This window comes from uncultured Aquimarina sp. (genome assembly GCF_947492965.1).
GTDB lineage: Bacteria > Bacteroidota > Bacteroidia > Flavobacteriales > Flavobacteriaceae > Aquimarina.
Genome location: NZ_CANLOZ010000020.1, coordinates 18,004 through 34,970 on the forward strand (window position 1 = coordinate 18,004; position 16,967 = coordinate 34,970).

Sequence of the window (16,967 nt, forward strand, 5' to 3'; positions counted from 1 at the left end):
ATTCAAAAAGCTTACATTTATGAATGCAAATTCATGAAACAGCTTTTATCGTATCTACGTATCGTTCTTATCACGAAAGTGTAAGTAAGGATATTTATGCCAAACTATGGAATAACCCGAAAACAGAGGCTATTATTCCAGAAATTCTAGATAGCGTATCTACAAATGAATCCATCCTTCATAGTTTACGAAATAGATTTTTTCATGAAAGCTTACAATCTTTTTTCTCTAAAAACAAAGGAGGAGTTCTAATTAATTTTGGTGCAGGTTTTAGTATGTATCAATTTTTATTAGGCGCTGATGTGCATACTATCGAAATAGACAAGAAAGATATCATCGAATACAAAAAGAATCAGATAGAAGTTTGGACCGAAGAAGGAAAATTACCTGAACGTAATACAACCTACATCAGTTTTGATTTTAATCATGATTCTGAAGAAACCATGATTACAGAATTAAATAAATTCATCAACCAACAACCTATATTCATTGTATTAGAAGGAGTGTTATTTTTTTTAGATCGAAAAGTAACAGATAAACTTTTTACAGTTTTTAAAAATATACAGTCAAGTGGTGATGTGGTAGGTAGTGTATCCTACATTCCCGAAATTGAACATACAGATGTTTACAAAAGACTATTACACTATTTTGATAGTCATAATAACACTAATGATTCTTTTGCCCATCAAACAATACCCACATCGTACTACACTCAAATTGAAGGATATCGGTTAGTAGAACATACTGATGAATGTAAATTATCTAAAATCTACACTCCAAATACCCCATTAGAAGATCCAAATGAAATTCTAAACGAACACTTATATCTTTTGGAGAGAGTTTAATTTAACAGTATCATATATAGCTGTAGTAGCTTCTATTTTCTAAATAAGAAAACCTTAGTTAGCGGTAAGACTTATACTCGATACTATAATGTAACGCAAAATCTCACTCTAATTCAGTAATATCCCACAAATTCCTAATCCAATTACAAGATATACTCCCGATAGAATAAAGAATACTTTTCCTGCCTTTCGTTTTTTATTCCTAAAAAGAACAAGACCTATAATGGCCAGCAATGCAGGTGGGCCAAATAATATGAGTAAAATCAAAAATACTAAACCACCTAGGTTACCTACTTCTAATAAAATTAAATTGGTAGTCATACAGTCTCTTTTCTTAATTGTTCTAAACGCTCTTGTTTATCATCTCTGTAAAATAGATTCATTGTCTCAAAAGGAATAATTTTATAGTCCTTATTCACAATGTGTACACAGGACTTCTTAACTGCTCTTACATCAAAATTATAAGCATCTATAAACTGCATAATAATTATTCGGAATAAGTTATCATAACCCAATTCCGGAGCATCTATCTCCGGCAAGCAGCACATGATCGATTTAAGATTTTCGGAAGCAATATCTACAGAATTTCCAGTGCTAAATAACTCCAGCATTTTTTCCTGCAACTCTACATCTTGTTCATAAACAATGGTATTTTTACCATTATCTAATAAATCTGCAGGATTAATATATCTTGTTAACGGAGTTAATCCATCTTCGTTTTTTAAGGCATATCCCATGACCAGAGCATCAGGGTTACAAGGAACCGGAATTAAATCGTCCGCCTCAAATATTGGAAATTGTTCTAATATTTTTCTACGAACTTCGGTTAAGGTAATTCGATCCGTTTGAGCATTAAAATCTTCTAGTCGGCCCGCAATTTGTGTAGGTTGCAATGTAACTCCTCTAACACATCTTTGGCGAGAAGCAAAAGATAAGATCTCTCCGATTTCAGAATCATTTAATCCTTTTTCTAGGGTAACAACCATAGTAGTCGAAAGATTAAATTGATTTAAATTTTCTATAGCTTTCCTTCTAATAGCAGTTAAATCTTCTCCTCTAAGCTTTTTCAGAACTTTTGCGTTCAAAGAATCAAATTGTAAATAGATTTCAAAATCCGGCATATAACTTGCTAATCGCTCTACAAAACCAACATCTTTTGCTATCCTGACACCATTTGTATTCACCATAAGGTGTCTAATTGGCAATTGCTTTGCATAGTCCAAAATATCAAAAAATTGAGGATGTATTGTAGGTTCTCCACCACTAATCTGAACTACATCAGGCTCTTTTTCATTTTCTACAATAGTATCTAACATCTTTTTAATCTCTTCCAATGTTCTATGTCTTCCATAATGTGGAGATGAAGAAGCATAGCAGGTCGGACAAGTTAAATTACATCTATCCGTAACTTCAATTATTGACAAACAAGAATGTTGTTCATGATCTGGACACAATCCGCAATCATAAGGACAACCATAATCCGTAGCTGTGTTAAACTTATACGGAAACTCAGAAGGTTTATTATAATTTCTTATGCTTTTGTAATATTCTATATCATCAGCAATCAAAACTTTGGATCTGCCATGTTCTGGACAATGTTTCAACATGAAAACTTTATCATCTTCAAAAACAATTTTAGCATCAATCCTTTTTAAACAAATAGGACAAAGACTTAGCGTAAAATCGTAATAGGTATAATTTCTAGTTGGCATATAAGATTTTTCGAATTGTTTTTTGATAATACAGTAGGCATAAGATACACAAATACTGAATACTACTAAGCCCAAATATGAGAAAAGTATTGGGTTTTAGAAACTCGACAAGAAAACGAAAGAGAAAATAAAAAATCATAAAACATTTAAAAAGAAGACCTGATTCTAAATCTAGTCGCTGTTGAAAACGTTTTAAAACGATCCATAATAATATCAAAAAAACCACTTCAAAAAGAGCAATAGGATATCTAAATAATCCATCACCCAAATCTAATCCCAAAAACGAAGTTGTTTCTTTCCCATAGGTAAATTCATTGATTCCTGCTAAAAAACAACCAATCCTTCCAATGATAATACCAAGAATAATGGGATATGTAAATAAATCCCCCGAAGATTTTTTTTCCTTAATTATTTTTTTGGCGATTTCAACTCCTAATAAACCACCAAAAAGACCTCCCATTATCGTTTTAGCACTTATAATCTGAATTAAATATTCTGGAGTAAAAGATATAGCTAGGGGATTTTCCAAAAAGCCAACGATTCTAGAACCTAAAAAAGCTCCGAAAACTGCTCCTATAATAATAGACAATCTATTTGAAGAAGATATTGTGTCTAAGGAGTCTTTTCTTAAATAAATATAATATCGAAATCCGATAAAAAAAGCAGCATATTCCAACATCAAATGAACATTCAGTTTAACACCAAAAACTACAGGCTCAAAAGGAATATCCATCTAATATTAATTTCGATTAAAAACCGAAATATACGTTTTATTTAGACTACAATCGAGATTTAAACATCTCAAAATAAAGCGTATTGCCAGTTTACTTCATTGCCTTGGCCATTACATGATACCGTGGATCATCAATATCATGCTCTATCACATTTGCTAATCTTGGAGACGCTTTAATCATCAAAGCCTGGCATTCCTCACTAAGATGCTTAATTCTAACTTTTTTACCAGCTTCTTCGTATTTACCCACAAGATTAAAAATTGCTTCCAAAGCAGAGTGGTCACTTACTCTAGATTCTATAAAATCAATTTCCACATTTTCTGGGTCGTTGGCTACATCAAATTTAGAGTTAAATGCCTGAATACTCCCAAAAAATAATGGCCCCCATATTTCATATACCTTTGTACCATCTTCTTTAACATGTTTACGAGCTCGAATCTTTTTAGCATTTTCCCAGGCAAATGCCAATGCAGACATAATCACACCAGCTATTACAGCTACTGCCAAATCAAAGAAAACAGTAAGTGATGATACTGCAATTAAAACGATAGCATCAGTTAAAGGAATCTTATTCAATATTCTAAAACTAGACCATGCAAAAGTACCGATAACAACCATAAACATTACACCTACTAAGGCTGCGATAGGCACTTGCTCTATCAATCCAGAAGCAAACAGAATAAACATTAATAAGGTTACTGCCGCTACAATCCCAGATAAACGAGTACGTCCTCCTCCTTTGATATTAATAATCGATTGCCCGATCATAGCACAACCTCCCATACCTCCAAAAAGACCTGTGATGATATTCGCTCCTCCTTGAGCAAGACATTCTCTATTAGAATTTCCACGAGTCTCTGTTAATTCGTCAATAAGATTCAGAGTCATTAGAGATTCTATTAGTCCAATAGCTGCTAAGATTAGTGCATAAGGGCCAATAAATTTCAAGGTCTCTAAATTCATTGGCACTTTATCAAAAATATCAAACTGAAACTGAGGCAATCCTCCTTTAAGACCTTCTCCTCCTCCATCTCTAATAAAACTACCTACAGTTGCCACATCTAACTTACCAAGAATTACAATAGCCGACACTACTAAAATTCCGATCAATGCTTCTGGTAATTTGGCTGTTGCTTTAATCTTAGGCAATCCCCACATGATCAGCATTGTTAATCCCACTAACCCTAACATTAAGAATAATTCAGATCCTTGCATCCAAACCTTTTCTCCTCCAACAAACTCTTTAAACATTCCTAACTGAGAAAGGAAAATAACGATTGCCAAACCATTTACGAACCCCATCATTACAGGATGTGGTATCAAACGAACAAACTTACCAAGTTTAAAAACACCAGCTAACATTTGTATAATTCCCATCAAAATAACGGTTGCAAAAAGATAATACAAGCCTAACTGCTCTCCTTCTGCTCCCATAGCATTCCCTTCTGCAACTAAGTTAACCATTACTACGGCTAATGCTCCCGTAGCACCAGAAATCATACCAGGACGACCTCCAAAAACAGAAGTAATCAACCCAATCATAAATGCTGCATACAAACCAACTAACGGGTCTACACCTGCCACAAAGGCAAAGGCAACTGCTTCTGGAACCAAAGCTAAGGCTACAGTTAATCCAGATAGAATATCATTTTTGGCGTTCGCTACTCTTTTTCGTACAAACTCAGTCATAATCCGTTTATTTTGAGGGTGCAAAAATACAGTTATTTTACATCCCAACAAGTAAAATCTAGAGCTATCTGAAGAAAGAAATAAACTAAAACGTTATAGAAGATCAAAAAAAAGTAAAACTTAGTATATTTATGCCTAACTCACACTGCACATGCGAATCATCACACTCATTATCAGTATTCTAACTATTATATCTTGTAACTCTTCCAAAGAAAACTCCTTAAAAGACTTTGATTTTACCACGAACTTTGAAAAAAGTAATGGTACCGAAACACCAACTTATCAGGAAGTGATTACCTACTATAAAAATCTTGCAAAAGCTTATCCAGTGATCAACATACAGAAAATCGGAATGACGGATAGCGGAAATCCTTTGCATATAGTTACTCTAAACCCAGAAGCGATATTCGATTTTGAAAAAATCAGACAAGACAAACGTATTCTACTAATAAATAACGGTATTCATCCTGGAGAAAGTGATGGAATCGACGCAACGATGATGCTTTTTAGAGACATAGTAAATGGAACTATCGAATCTCCTAAAAATACCGTCTTAGTTACTATTCCTATTTATAATATTGGTGGCGCTTTGAATCGGAATACCGGAACAAGAACTAATCAAAACGGCCCAAAAGCATATGGGTTCAGAGGAAATTCGAGAAACTATGACTTGAATCGAGATTTTATCAAAAGTGACACTAAAAATGCTCAAACTTTTGCTAAAATATTCCATCTAGTACAACCTGATGTTTTTATCGATAATCATGTTAGTAATGGAGCAGATTATCAATACACGCTAACACATCTTTTCACCCAACACAACAAATTAAATGGCGAGTTAGGAGCTTATCTAAACAAAGAGATGCACCCACAATTAGAAACACTTCTAAAAGAAAAACAATGGGACATTACACCTTATGTAAATGTTTGGGGTACTACTCCGGATAAGGGATGGACCCAGTTTATGGATTCTCCAAGATATTCTACCGGATACACCACATTGTGGAACACATTAGGAATGATGGTAGAAACTCATATGCTTAAACCATATAAACCAAGAGTTGAAGGCACTTATGAACTTATGAAATCAATGATTGACATTACTGAAAAAGACGGTGAAAAAATAAAAGATTTACGATCCAAGGCATTCAGCAATTTACCCAAACAAAAAACGTATATCGTAAACTGGAAAGTAGACACAACGAAAGCTACTTATTTTAAATTCAAGGGATATGAAAGTGCTTATATTGAAAGTAAAGTTACGGGTGCAAAACGGTTAAAATATTACGATGACAAACCCTATACTAAAGAAGTTCGTTACCAAAATTATTTTAGTCCTACTACGACAATCAAAACACCAAAAGCCTATGTAATTCCAAAAGGATGGTGGCCAATTATAGAAAAATTAGATCTTAATCATATTTCATATAAAACCTTAGAAAAAGACAGCACAATATCTGTTGAAGTATATCATATCGAAGACTTCAAAAGTAGAAAAGCTCCATATGAAGGACATTATCTTCATTATAATACCAAAGTTCGCAAAAGTGTTGAAACCATCTTATTCAAAAAAGGTGATCATATTGTTTTTACAGATCAGAAAGGATTTAGATATATTTTGGAAACTTTGGAACCAGAAGCTCCAGATTCTTTCTTTAATTGGAATTTCTTTGATACTATTCTACAACAGAAAGAAGGATTTTCTCCGTATGTATGGGAAGATAAAGCATTGGAATTATTGGAGAATGATAGTACTTTAAAGCAGCAGTTTGAAGAAAAGAAAAAAGATACTGTATTTGCTAAAAATTGGTATGCACAATTAGAATGGATCCATAAGCAATCCAATAATTACGAAAAAGCGCACCTGAGATATCCTATTTACCGAATTAACAAATAACAACATAAAAAAACTAGTAGTTATTGCAAGTTAAGCTTATCTATTTTATGATGAATACCAGTGCTTTGCATTTCTTTTTCAATAGCTTGAAATTCTGATTTATCAGCACTTCTAAGAATACTTCCGTTTTTTAAGTAATGTAAGTAATCGCAGGTATCGTATAAGGTAGAAAAAATATGTGATGACAAAATTATAATCTTATTAAGCTCTTTTAACTTCAACAAGATTTGATTGATAATCGCATTGCTATGAATATCAACCCCATTAAATGGTTCATCTAGAATATAAACATCATTTTTTTGCATTAAAATTCCTGTTAACGCCAATTTCTTTTGCATGCCAGTAGAATAGGTTTCGGCATATTGATCTAATGGTAAATCAAAAATGTTTTTTTCATTTATATCAATCTCTTTTTGACTTCTAGCTTTACATAGTAATCTTAAATACTCTTTACCTGTAATCTTAGATAGGAAGTAGGGATCTGTTTGCAAAAAACCCATCACGTTTTTAAGAGTCCCCTCAGAATATTCAATAACTCCTTTAAAACTTTCTATACCAGCAATGGTCTTAAACAAAGTAGTTTTACCAGCACCATTTTCTCCAACTATTCCATGAATCTCTCCTGGGTTAAAAGACAGATTTATATCCTTTAGTACTTCATTATCATTATAGCTTTTTGATAAAGATTTGATAGATATCATTGTAATGATTGATTTAAATTACGTAAAGCTTCTTTATAAAAATATGGTATTGTGATGATCATTATTGGTGGAAACAACAAACACAACGCTCCAACAATTCCTTGAAATATTCCTAATCCATAATATTCAAACGCATATTTCATAAAAACATACATTATCAAATACAACCAACCTATTAATAAAAACAGCAATGTAAAATGAGTTTCTTTGGCATAAAAAACAACTAATACAATTAAAATGGGAAGAACCAGTAGCAAACTATTCTTCAAAGCTACCATAACTTTATGTTTTAAAAACTCTTTTGGATTCTTATCATATATCCAAACATAATACGCGGGATCAGGTTTTGTATAATAACCAGAACATACCAATAAAATTAGAATTAAAGCAAAGATTCCTAAGTTATAATTCTCCTTATATATTGCTATACCTGTCAAACCATAAACCAACGGAAAAACCCAAAATGTTTTTCGAAAACCAATGATAAATTCTGTAGGCTCTTTTCCAAAAGGAGTAGGTATTATTATAGTTTGTCGTTTTCCTTTTTTAAGAAAAGAAATTAAAACACCTATTACACATAATACAAACGCTTCAATAAAAAACCCCTTAACTACCAATAAAAGCGCAAACGGAATAACCTTTATAAGATTATTAAGAATCATGATTTTCCTGTATTCAGCAGCTGAAAAATGTTGTTTAAGAAATTCTACATGATTGGCATTCGTAAGACTATATGCAAATATTGTTGCTATAAAAATATAGATATAATTAGCATATAAAACTCGATCAAAAAAACTCAGAGACATCCAACAAAAAAGAAAAACTATAATAGGATATCCAATAACAGGTTCTGTACCAAAATCTTTAAAGGCACTATGCACGCGTTTATATTGTAATTGATAGTAGTATTTCAAACTATTGATTTATCCACTGAGATTATAACATATGTCACCTTCGTAATATATATGTTACAAAAAAATATTATCAAGACCTTAAAATCAATCTTTCAATCTCAGATGTACGCAATCCAACTCTTCAAAAACCTCGTTAGCATTTAGAAAAAAGGATTTTTCTTCCTCTTCATCCACGTAGCGAATCATTTGATCTTTAACCAACACATTAGGATAATCTAAAGTATTATCTCTATACGGGTATTTTAACCTTCCCACCATTCCAGTTTCGACATTACTCACAAATATAGTATCAAAATAATCTGGAGCACCCGAAAACTGGATTACCAAATAGGTATCTAACAATACTACTTGTTTAATAGAATCCCATCTCAATTTACCTACACTTCCGGTTAGATTAATCTCATTTACCAAAATCCATTTTTGCAAATCTTTTTTCCTTACATAAACTCCGTGCGATGTTTTGAAAACCTCATACAGATCATTTTTAGCTACTAATTCTGGAGAAGATTCGTTCATTTGATGACATCTTCCGCAATACGACAAAAAACCTTTTTTTACTTCTGGAGCATTGTTTACGTGTAATCTTATTTCTTCAGGAAAAAGCATCTTAATCATATCTTCGCCCAAAATCATGCTATAATTATCTTTAGGAACAACTATTGGAACACTATCCCAAGAGATATCTGGATAAATAATAAGATCAAAATATTTATTTTTAGAGAACTTTCGATTGGAAGATTTCCCTTTGATTATCCATTCTAAAGAAGGGTCAGCGACTTCTTGTACTTTTGGAAACAGTCTTTTTTGTATAGCTGACAGGAACAATTGATTTTCTGGTTTTTGTAAAGCATCTGGAATCCAATGCAATGTCGTCATAGCACAAAAACAACCAAAATTACTAAGCTCATAGGTCTCAGCATTTTTACCATTAATAAGTTTTACATCTGTTCCCCCAAAATTACTTCCACCGTCATAAATCGCATACAAAGTATCTTTAACACCATCCTTATTAAAATCTTCTATAATCGGAGTATATTCTTTATGAGATTGCGCAAACACATGTATCATAGAAAAAAACAATATATGTGTAAAACAGTCTCTCATATATTGACTTTTACTTTAGGATAAATATTCGTGAGAAAACAATTGTTTGATATTTGCGTAAGAATCTTTTAAAGCCTTTTTCGCTTTTTTAGCATCCTTCCATTTCACTTTCATAATACCTTCATTCTTTTGCGGTGTTAACACTCCATCATATTCGGTTTTCATCTCAAACCAATAGGTTACTTTAAGCCTAAATTCTCCGTTTCTTTTGAAGATATGATAGGTTTTATATAAGAATTTAGTAATCTCCAGTCCTGTAACTCCGGTTTCCTCTTCTACTTCTCTAATGGCAGTAGTTTCCATATCTTCCTTCTTCTCGGCTTTACCTTTCGGTAAATCCCACTTCCCATTTCTATGGATAAATAAAACCTCTTTTTTAGAATTATAAACCTTTCCTCCTCCTGCGACTACTACTGGTAGTTTTGCATACAAATGTTCCAAAAGTTTTTCTTCACTTTTATGATAGAAATGATATTTCACCTCTTTACCTTTATCTTCTTTATGCAAAATATCTCTAATAATTTCAGGAAATTCCACATCTTTAATATGAATTGTTTTATAATCCTCAATTCCCTTTTTTGTGGACAGAATAATAGGCGTATTATTCACAAAAACTTTATACATTTGCAACTATGATTTTTGACAAAAATACAGCAAAAAAAACTGCTGAACTACTATTGCAAATTAATGCAATTAAATTACAACCACAAGAACCTTTTACATGGGCTTCTGGATGGAAATCTCCTATCTATTGTGATAATCGTGTGACTCTTTCTTATCCCGTTATTCGTAACTTCTTGAGAGAACATCTTGCTAAGTTTATTGAAGAAAAATACGGAAAACCGGATGTTATTGCTGGGGTTGCTACAGGAGCAATCGGAATAGGAATGCTTGTAGCTGATTACTTAAATCTTCCATTTATCTACGTTCGGCCTGAAGCTAAGAAACATGGTAGAAAAAATCAAATTGAAGGAATTGTGCCGTCTGGCAAAAATGTGGTAGTAGTTGAGGACCTTATCAGTACAGGAAAAAGTAGTTTAAATGCGGTAAAAGCTCTTAAAGAGGTAAATGCTAATGTTAAAGGAATGGTAGCTATTTTCAACTATGGTTTTGATATAGCATCTCAGAACTTTGAAGATGCGGCATTATCTTTGCACACTTTAAGTAATTATGAAAATCTTCTGGAACAAGCTTTGGACACAAACTACATTACAGAAGAACAACAAGAAACACTACAAAACTGGAGAGTAAATCCAGCAGAGTGGAATCAATAAATTTTTAATCTCGATGAATCTAGAAAGCCCTACAGTTACTGTAGAAAAAACTCAACAAGAAGTTTTTGAATTTTTAACAAAAGTTGAAAATTTTGAAGAACTTATGCCAGAAAGCAAACAAAAATTCGAAAAATTAAACGATTCAAGATTTCTTTTTCAATTAAAAGGAATGCCAGAAATCGTATTAGAACAAAAAAGTAACACTGCTCCTACAACTGTTGTTCTTGGAGCGGCCAGCGATAAACTTCCTTTTACACTTACCGCTAATATTGCAGATGCAGGAGAAGGAAAAAGCACTACTCAATTAGTATTTGAAGGGCAATTTAACGCTATGATGGGAATGATGATAAAAAATCCTATTCAAAACTTTATCAATACGCTAAGTGAAAATATAGGTAAATTATAGTTTTAACATCCTTGATCAATAAAGAAGCTTTACTTCTTTAAGATCAAAACTTCTAATAATTTCATCTTCTAATAGAATTTGAAGTTTTCCAGCTGTTGTTATATCTTTAATAATACCCACGAACGAATTACCCTTGACATCCATAAATGTTGAGGGTTTATTTTTTCTAAACAACAAGGACTCGTATGTTTTTTTAATAAATGAAAAATTAGCTGGAGCTAGTATTCCAAATCTACTTTGTAACTTTTCTAAAAGAATAGATAATACTTCATCCAGTTCAAAATGTTTACCTAGAATTTGTTTTAAGGAAGATGCCAGAGGAAGATTATCAAAATGCTGCTGATTCACATTAATTCCGATACCAATAATCACTCCTTTAAGCCTGCCATTATTAACCATATTTTCTATTAAAATACCACATATCTTAGACCTATCTGACAGAATGTCGTTTGGCCATTTTATAGACAGTTTTGGCAGCAGTAAAGATTCTAAAGTTTCGTATACACTGATAGAAACCACCATAGATACATAAAATTGATGAACAATATCAAGATCATTAATTGGCATAAACACACTGCAGGTAAGGTTTTCTCCCGGATTACTTTGCCAAGTAGTACCCATCTGACCTTTGCCCTGCAACTGCTCATGTGCTACAACACAAACAGGTTTATCCAAAGACTTTTCTCGATTCATATCTCGAAGAAAAATATTTGTAGAGTCAATGGCATCAACTTTGATTATATGCATAATTAACAGTGTGAAATTTTTTACAAATGTCTGCAAATGCAAACATATAAACATAAAAAGTAATAACTTTACACAAATTAAAAAAAATGCATGACTAAAAAAGAAATCGGTACTGACCAACTAATAACTCATATAATCAAAGGTATTGAAGAAGTAAAGGGTAATGATATTACCATTTTGGACTTAAGAGAAATTGAAAATACAGTTTGTAGTTATTTTGTTATTTGCAACGGTACTTCTAATACTCAGGTCAATGCCATTGTTAATTCCATCCAAAAAACGGTAAGCAAGTCTATAAAAGATAAACCTTGGCACGTAGAAGGTGGAGAAAATGCAGAGTGGGTATTGATTGATTATGTAAATGTAGTTGTCCATGTTTTCCAAAAACACATCAGAGAATTTTATGACATAGAAAGTTTATGGGGAGATGCGAAAACAACAACTATCGAAACAAACTATTAAAAAAGGCGTAAATGGCTAAAGACAATAAAAAAATGGACTCGAATAAAAAACCAAAGTTTAGCGCATATTGGATTTATGGTGTAATAATCGTTGGATTTTTAGCATTAAATTTTCTAGGTGGAGGAAGTATGGGATCTGCCCCAGAAACATCCACTTCTGATTTTAATAATTTCTTGAGTAATGGAGAAGTAGAGAAAATAGTTATTATTACAAATCGAAGGCTGGCTAGAGTATATCTTACTCCAGAAGCAAAAAACCAAGATAAACACACAAAAAACAAAAGAAATTCATTTTTACCAGCAAGCCCAAATGATCCTGATTATGAATTTGAGTTTGGTGATCTTCAAAATTTTGAGAATGAAATTTCTAGAATCAAAAGTGAGAACAATCTTTCTACTGAAGTAGGGTATGATACCGAAAGTAATATGTGGGGAGATATATTTATCACTTTACTTCCGTTTGCTTTAATTATTGGTGTTTGGATATTTATCATGCGAAGAATGAGCGGTGGCGCTGGTGGTGGTGCTGGTGGTCAGATATTCAATATCGGAAAATCGAAAGCTAAACTTTTTGATCAAAATACAGACGTTAAAGTTTCATTCGAAAATGTAGCTGGATTAGAAGGAGCGAAAGAAGAAGTACAGGAAATCGTTGACTTCCTTAAAAACCCAGAAAAATACACCTCTCTCGGAGGTAAAATTCCAAAAGGAGCTTTATTGGTAGGACCTCCAGGAACTGGAAAAACATTATTAGCTAAAGCAGTTGCTGGTGAAGCTAAAGTACCGTTTTTCTCATTATCAGGTTCTGACTTCGTAGAAATGTTTGTAGGTGTAGGTGCGTCGAGAGTACGTGACTTATTTAAACAAGCGAAAGAAAAATCACCAGCTATCATTTTTATTGATGAAATAGATGCCATTGGTAGAGCTAGAGGTAAAAGTAATTTCTCAGGATCTAACGACGAAAGAGAAAACACGTTGAATCAACTTCTTACCGAAATGGACGGTTTTGGAACCAATACTAATGTAATTGTAATTGCTGCTACCAACCGTGCAGATGTATTAGATAAGGCGTTAATGCGTGCTGGTCGATTCGATAGACAGATTTATGTAGATCTTCCAGATGTTCGAGAGCGTAAAGAAATATTTGAAGTTCATCTTAAACCTCTTAAAAAAGAGGATGAATTAGACACAGACTTTTTGTCTAAACAAACTCCAGGATTTTCTGGAGCGGATATTGCGAATGTTTGTAACGAAGCTGCCCTTATTGCTGCTCGTAAAGGAAATAAAGCTGTAGGTAAACAGGACTTCCTAGATGCAGTAGATAGAATTGTTGGTGGTTTAGAAAAGAAAAATAAAATTATTACTCCAGCGGAAAAACGGGCAATTGCATTTCATGAAGCTGGACATGCTACAGTAAGTTGGATGTTGGAACATGCCGCACCTTTAGTAAAAGTAACCATTGTACCGAGAGGACAATCGTTAGGAGCTGCATGGTATCTACCTGAGGAAAGGTTGATCGTAAGACCAAACCAAATGCTAGATGAAATGTGTGCAACTTTAGGAGGTCGTGCTGCTGAAAAAGTGATCTTCAATGAAATTTCTACAGGTGCGCTAAGTGATTTAGAAAAGGTTACAAAACAAGCTAGAGCCATGGTTACTATCTATGGACTTAATGATAAAATAGGAAACCTAACCTATTATGACTCTTCAGGTCAAAACGAGTACGGTTTCACAAAACCTTATAGTGAGCAAACTAGCGAGCTGATTGATAAAGAAATTTCGAACATCATCGAAGAGCAATATCAACGTGCTATTGAATTGTTAGAAAAAAACAAAGATAAACTTACAGAACTAGCAGAAGTATTGTTAGAGAAAGAAGTTATTTTTAAGGACAACCTAGAGAAAATTTTTGGTAAACGTCCTTTCGACAAAAAAGAAGAAACGATCATTGAACCTTCTTAGAAAGAGATCGTTTTTTTACAAGTAAATTAAAAAAATCTTAATCTAATAAGAGTATTAGGTTAAGATTTTTTTATCTTTGAAAGTAATGTTAACCCGTAAATCCCCGACGACATCTAAAAATGAGTCTATTTAGAAGATTATTTTCCTCGAAATCTAAATCAGACCAAAAGAGTAAGGAGCGACATGCTGAAGATCGCAGTAAATATATGCCTGAAATCAACCTACCTGTTGATGAAAGCTTTATGATAAACTTTAAAAGGAATGGTGGTAAATTCCTTTATTGCGATAGTGATGATGAAGTTCTTGATTCTTTTGACAAGATCCTTTTAGAAAATGATTGGTATGAAAAAGATGTTTGCTGTTTTGATATTGGATTAGAACATAAGTTTTCAGGATTTAACCTCAATTATATCAAGAAATCACCCGCTTCATTTTTTTTCGCCACATGTGAATATTTGATTGCAGATAGTGGCGCAATTCTAGTTTCCTCTAATCAGCTTAGAGAAAAGAAACTAACAGAATTACCAGATGATTTTATAATACTAGCATCAACAAGTCAATTAGTTAATAGTATTGGCGAAGGTTTAAAAGGAATAAAAGAGAAAAATAAAAACGCTATTCCTTCTAATATCACTACCATAAAAAACTTCGAACCGCAAAAAGAAAAAGACTTCTTAAGTTACGGAAGTAGCTCAAAAAATCTATATTTGCTGCTGTTGGAAGATTTATAATATGAAGGAAATACTCACAAGGTCTTTATCGGGTTTTTTATATATCTCGTTATTATTAATTTCTATTTTCGTTTCTCAATATACCTTCATTGGAGTGTTCGTGATCTTTGGGATTATCTGCTTATATGAATTTCAAAAATTAATTCATTTAAAAAACACTTGGTTATATCTTGTGTTTATTGGTTTTCTTTTATTATTTCATATTCCTGCTTTAAAAATTCCAATATGGGTCCCTTTAATTGTTTTAGGGCTTACCATAATCACTCAACTATTTTTAGTTAGAGACCTTATTACCATTAGGATCATTCCTATGTTCGAGAAAAGAAAATATTTTACAAGCATATTTTATCTTATCACATCCATTGTTTTCCTTACTCTTATACCCTGTTATGATGGTATATACAACCCAATTATGATTGCCGGACCTTTACTAATGATATGGACTAATGATACTTTTGCCTATTTGGTTGGGAAAAACTTTGGAAAACATAAATTACTAGAACGGATATCTCCTAAAAAAACAATTGAAGGTTTTATCGGAGGTTTCATTTTTACACTAATAGCTGGTTATTTAATTGCTATATTTTCTAACACCTTATCTATCTATCTTTGGTTGATTATAAGTATAATAATGAGTATTTTTGGTACACTAGGAGACCTTATACAATCTAAGTTCAAAAGACAAGCTGGAGTAAAAGATAGTGGTTCTATAATGCCAGGTCATGGTGGTATTTTTGATCGTTTAGATAGTATTATATTTGCAAGTCCATTTTTATACGCATTTTTACAAATATTAAACCATGTTTCATAAAGAAGGTTATAAAATCATAGCAGTAGCCATAGTACTTTTTCTAGGCATTAATGCAGCATCTTATGTTGCAATTCAAATAGACCAATGGATTATTGCCATATTTGCGGTAACATTAGTTTTTTTAATATTAATACTACAGTTTTTTCGAAATCCAAAAAGACATACGGATATTAATGACAATACAGTTGTTGCTCCTGTAGATGGAAAAGTGGTTGTTATTGAAGAAGTATTCGAAAAGGAATACTTTAAAGAAAATAGACTACAGGTATCGATATTTATGTCTCCTATCAACGTTCATGTAACCAGACACCCGATTAATGGAAAAGTAGCTTTTAGCAAATACCATCCAGGAAAATACCTTGTTGCATGGCATCCAAAAGCGTCTGAAGAAAATGAACGTACGACTGTAGTGGTAAAAAACAATTTTGTAGAAGTACTTTACAGACAGATTGCTGGGGCACTTGCAAAAAGAATTGTAAATTATGCGGAGGAAGGCGAAAAAGTTGTTCAGGGATCCGATAGTGGTTTTATAAAGTTTGGATCCAGAGTAGATGTTTATTTACCGGTAGGAACTGAAGTAAACGTTTCCTTAAATCAAAAAGTAAGAGGTGGCGAAAGCATTATCGCCAATGTATAAGTATGACCAGCGAGGAATTAAATATTGCTTTCCAAAAGGCTTTTGAAAAAGCCTGTAACACAAAAATTGAATTACCTCCTGATGTAATGCTTCATTTTTATGCTTACTATAAGCACGCAACCCATACCGAAGGTTTTTACACACCTTCTGGAGATAGCGAATTAAGAAACGCCTTCAAACTCAATGCACTCTTTCAGGTAAAAAACCTTACTTCAGAAGAAGCAAAACTTAAATACATAGAACTTGTAAATAAGCATATTACAGATTGAGTCGTCCTAAAATAGGTTGACAATTTTACAAGATTTTATTTAATCCCTTGAAGCTAGCTTCAAGGGGTTTTTT

Annotated in this window: 19 protein-coding genes; 10 read left to right on the forward strand and 9 right to left on the reverse strand. The window is 32.7% G+C overall.

Annotated elements, in window-relative coordinates; all coding sequences use genetic code 11:
- The first annotated feature begins 23 nt into the window (after positions 1–23).
- A complete protein-coding gene (locus Q1B37_RS23890) occupies positions 24–845 on the forward strand; it encodes a class I SAM-dependent methyltransferase (RefSeq protein ID WP_299903271.1) in 822 nt (273 codons plus the stop codon).
- 108 nt (positions 846–953) lie between these two features.
- On the opposite strand, the gene Q1B37_RS23895 is transcribed toward Q1B37_RS23890, so the two are convergent.
- From Q1B37_RS23895 to Q1B37_RS23910, 4 genes are all read right to left on the reverse strand, one after another.
- Positions 954–1,166 (reverse strand): hypothetical protein, encoded by a 213-nt coding sequence (locus tag Q1B37_RS23895; RefSeq protein WP_299611003.1) that lies wholly within the window; start codon positions 1,164–1,166, stop codon positions 954–956.
- Entirely contained in the window at positions 1,163–2,557 is a 1,395-nt protein-coding gene (locus tag Q1B37_RS23900) for a radical SAM protein (RefSeq protein WP_299903273.1), read from the reverse strand. The genes Q1B37_RS23895 and Q1B37_RS23900 overlap by 4 nt, the downstream gene beginning before the upstream one ends.
- On the reverse strand, positions 2,547–3,290 hold the full coding sequence (locus Q1B37_RS23905; RefSeq protein ID WP_299611008.1) for a prolipoprotein diacylglyceryl transferase family protein: 744 nt from the start codon (positions 3,288–3,290) through the stop codon (positions 2,547–2,549). The genes Q1B37_RS23900 and Q1B37_RS23905 overlap by 11 nt, the downstream gene beginning before the upstream one ends.
- A gap of 91 nt (positions 3,291–3,381) precedes the next feature.
- Complete coding sequence (locus Q1B37_RS23910; protein WP_299903274.1) at positions 3,382–4,980, reverse strand: SulP family inorganic anion transporter; 1,599 nt, start codon at positions 4,978–4,980, stop codon at positions 3,382–3,384.
- A gap of 151 nt (positions 4,981–5,131) precedes the next feature.
- On the opposite strand from Q1B37_RS23910, the gene Q1B37_RS23915 reads away from it, so the two are divergent.
- On the forward strand, positions 5,132–6,877 hold the full coding sequence (locus tag Q1B37_RS23915) for a M14 family metallopeptidase (protein ID WP_299903276.1): 1,746 nt from the start codon (positions 5,132–5,134) through the stop codon (positions 6,875–6,877).
- Between the two features lie 20 nt (positions 6,878–6,897).
- Here the strand turns inward: Q1B37_RS23915 and Q1B37_RS23920 are convergent, their stop codons facing one another.
- The 4 genes from Q1B37_RS23920 to Q1B37_RS23935 form a co-directional block, all read right to left on the reverse strand.
- The gene (locus Q1B37_RS23920) at positions 6,898–7,578 is read right to left on the reverse strand and encodes an ATP-binding cassette domain-containing protein (protein ID WP_299903278.1); all 681 of its coding nucleotides are present in this window, start codon (positions 7,576–7,578) and stop codon (positions 6,898–6,900) included.
- Positions 7,575–8,492 (reverse strand): hypothetical protein, encoded by a 918-nt coding sequence (locus tag Q1B37_RS23925; RefSeq protein WP_299903280.1) that lies wholly within the window; start codon positions 8,490–8,492, stop codon positions 7,575–7,577. Before Q1B37_RS23925 ends, Q1B37_RS23920 begins: the two co-directional genes overlap by 4 nt.
- Positions 8,493–8,576: 84 nt before the next feature.
- Positions 8,577–9,596 carry a hypothetical protein gene (locus Q1B37_RS23930; protein WP_299903282.1) on the reverse strand — a complete coding sequence of 340 codons (1,020 nt, stop codon included), beginning with the start codon at positions 9,594–9,596 and terminating at the stop codon, positions 8,577–8,579.
- A 15-nt stretch (positions 9,597–9,611) separates the two neighbouring features.
- On the reverse strand, positions 9,612–10,220 hold the full coding sequence (locus tag Q1B37_RS23935; RefSeq protein WP_299611023.1) for an NUDIX domain-containing protein: 609 nt from the start codon (positions 10,218–10,220) through the stop codon (positions 9,612–9,614).
- An 8-nt stretch (positions 10,221–10,228) separates the two neighbouring features.
- On the opposite strand from Q1B37_RS23935, the gene pyrE reads away from it, so the two are divergent.
- Positions 10,229–10,870, forward strand: coding sequence for an orotate phosphoribosyltransferase (pyrE, locus tag Q1B37_RS23940; RefSeq protein ID WP_299611026.1), 642 nt, complete (start codon positions 10,229–10,231; stop codon positions 10,868–10,870).
- A 13-nt stretch (positions 10,871–10,883) separates the two neighbouring features.
- Entirely contained in the window at positions 10,884–11,276 is a 393-nt protein-coding gene (locus Q1B37_RS23945; protein ID WP_299611029.1) for an SRPBCC family protein, read from the forward strand.
- A gap of 15 nt (positions 11,277–11,291) precedes the next feature.
- On the opposite strand, the gene Q1B37_RS23950 is transcribed toward Q1B37_RS23945, so the two are convergent.
- Positions 11,292–12,023 carry a biotin--[acetyl-CoA-carboxylase] ligase gene (locus Q1B37_RS23950; RefSeq protein WP_299903283.1) on the reverse strand — a complete coding sequence of 244 codons (732 nt, stop codon included), beginning with the start codon at positions 12,021–12,023 and terminating at the stop codon, positions 11,292–11,294.
- A gap of 90 nt (positions 12,024–12,113) precedes the next feature.
- Here Q1B37_RS23950 and rsfS point away from each other — a divergent pair, with 90 nt between their 5' ends.
- The 6 genes from rsfS (at position 12,114) to Q1B37_RS23980 (ending at position 16,894) form a co-directional block, all read left to right on the forward strand.
- Positions 12,114–12,485: a ribosome silencing factor gene (rsfS, locus tag Q1B37_RS23955; protein WP_299611034.1), complete on the forward strand. Its 372-nt coding sequence runs from the start codon at positions 12,114–12,116 to the stop codon at positions 12,483–12,485.
- An 11-nt stretch (positions 12,486–12,496) separates the two neighbouring features.
- Complete coding sequence (ftsH, locus tag Q1B37_RS23960; protein WP_299611036.1) at positions 12,497–14,446, forward strand: ATP-dependent zinc metalloprotease FtsH; 1,950 nt, start codon at positions 12,497–12,499, stop codon at positions 14,444–14,446.
- 119 nt (positions 14,447–14,565) lie between these two features.
- The gene (locus tag Q1B37_RS23965) at positions 14,566–15,177 is read left to right on the forward strand and encodes an LUD domain-containing protein (RefSeq protein WP_299611039.1); all 612 of its coding nucleotides are present in this window, start codon (positions 14,566–14,568) and stop codon (positions 15,175–15,177) included.
- Between the two features lies 1 nt (position 15,178).
- Complete coding sequence (locus Q1B37_RS23970; RefSeq protein ID WP_299611041.1) at positions 15,179–15,988, forward strand: phosphatidate cytidylyltransferase; 810 nt, start codon at positions 15,179–15,181, stop codon at positions 15,986–15,988.
- Complete coding sequence (locus Q1B37_RS23975; protein ID WP_299611043.1) at positions 15,978–16,625, forward strand: phosphatidylserine decarboxylase family protein; 648 nt, start codon at positions 15,978–15,980, stop codon at positions 16,623–16,625. The genes Q1B37_RS23970 and Q1B37_RS23975 overlap by 11 nt, the downstream gene beginning before the upstream one ends.
- Before the next feature lie 2 nt (positions 16,626–16,627).
- A complete protein-coding gene (locus tag Q1B37_RS23980) occupies positions 16,628–16,894 on the forward strand; it encodes an acyl-CoA-binding protein (protein WP_299903284.1) in 267 nt (88 codons plus the stop codon).
- Positions 16,895–16,967: the final 73 nt, after the last annotated feature.

Coding starts and splice junctions, on each gene's coding strand:
- Q1B37_RS23965 (WP_299611039.1), top strand. CDS start 14,566: ATGAGTCTATTTAGAAGATTATTTTCCTCGAAATCTAAATCAGACCAA.
- Q1B37_RS23910 (WP_299903274.1), bottom strand. CDS start 4,980: ATGACTGAGTTTGTACGAAAAAGAGTAGCGAACGCCAAAAATGATATT.
- Q1B37_RS23930 (WP_299903282.1), bottom strand. CDS start 9,596: ATGAGAGACTGTTTTACACATATATTGTTTTTTTCTATGATACATGTG.
- Q1B37_RS23900 (WP_299903273.1), bottom strand. CDS start 2,557: ATGCCAACTAGAAATTATACCTATTACGATTTTACGCTAAGTCTTTGT.
- ftsH (WP_299611036.1), top strand. CDS start 12,497: ATGGCTAAAGACAATAAAAAAATGGACTCGAATAAAAAACCAAAGTTT.
- Q1B37_RS23890 (WP_299903271.1), top strand. CDS start 24: ATGCAAATTCATGAAACAGCTTTTATCGTATCTACGTATCGTTCTTAT.
- Q1B37_RS23945 (WP_299611029.1), top strand. CDS start 10,884: ATGAATCTAGAAAGCCCTACAGTTACTGTAGAAAAAACTCAACAAGAA.
- Q1B37_RS23915 (WP_299903276.1), top strand. CDS start 5,132: ATGCGAATCATCACACTCATTATCAGTATTCTAACTATTATATCTTGT.
- pyrE (WP_299611026.1), top strand. CDS start 10,229: ATGATTTTTGACAAAAATACAGCAAAAAAAACTGCTGAACTACTATTG.
- Q1B37_RS23935 (WP_299611023.1), bottom strand. CDS start 10,220: ATGTATAAAGTTTTTGTGAATAATACGCCTATTATTCTGTCCACAAAA.
- rsfS (WP_299611034.1), top strand. CDS start 12,114: ATGACTAAAAAAGAAATCGGTACTGACCAACTAATAACTCATATAATC.
- Q1B37_RS23970 (WP_299611041.1), top strand. CDS start 15,179: ATGAAGGAAATACTCACAAGGTCTTTATCGGGTTTTTTATATATCTCG.
- Q1B37_RS23950 (WP_299903283.1), bottom strand. CDS start 12,023: ATGCATATAATCAAAGTTGATGCCATTGACTCTACAAATATTTTTCTT.
- Q1B37_RS23895 (WP_299611003.1), bottom strand. CDS start 1,166: ATGACTACCAATTTAATTTTATTAGAAGTAGGTAACCTAGGTGGTTTA.
- Q1B37_RS23980 (WP_299903284.1), top strand. CDS start 16,628: ATGACCAGCGAGGAATTAAATATTGCTTTCCAAAAGGCTTTTGAAAAA.
- Q1B37_RS23920 (WP_299903278.1), bottom strand. CDS start 7,578: ATGATATCTATCAAATCTTTATCAAAAAGCTATAATGATAATGAAGTA.
- Q1B37_RS23905 (WP_299611008.1), bottom strand. CDS start 3,290: ATGGATATTCCTTTTGAGCCTGTAGTTTTTGGTGTTAAACTGAATGTT.
- Q1B37_RS23975 (WP_299611043.1), top strand. CDS start 15,978: ATGTTTCATAAAGAAGGTTATAAAATCATAGCAGTAGCCATAGTACTT.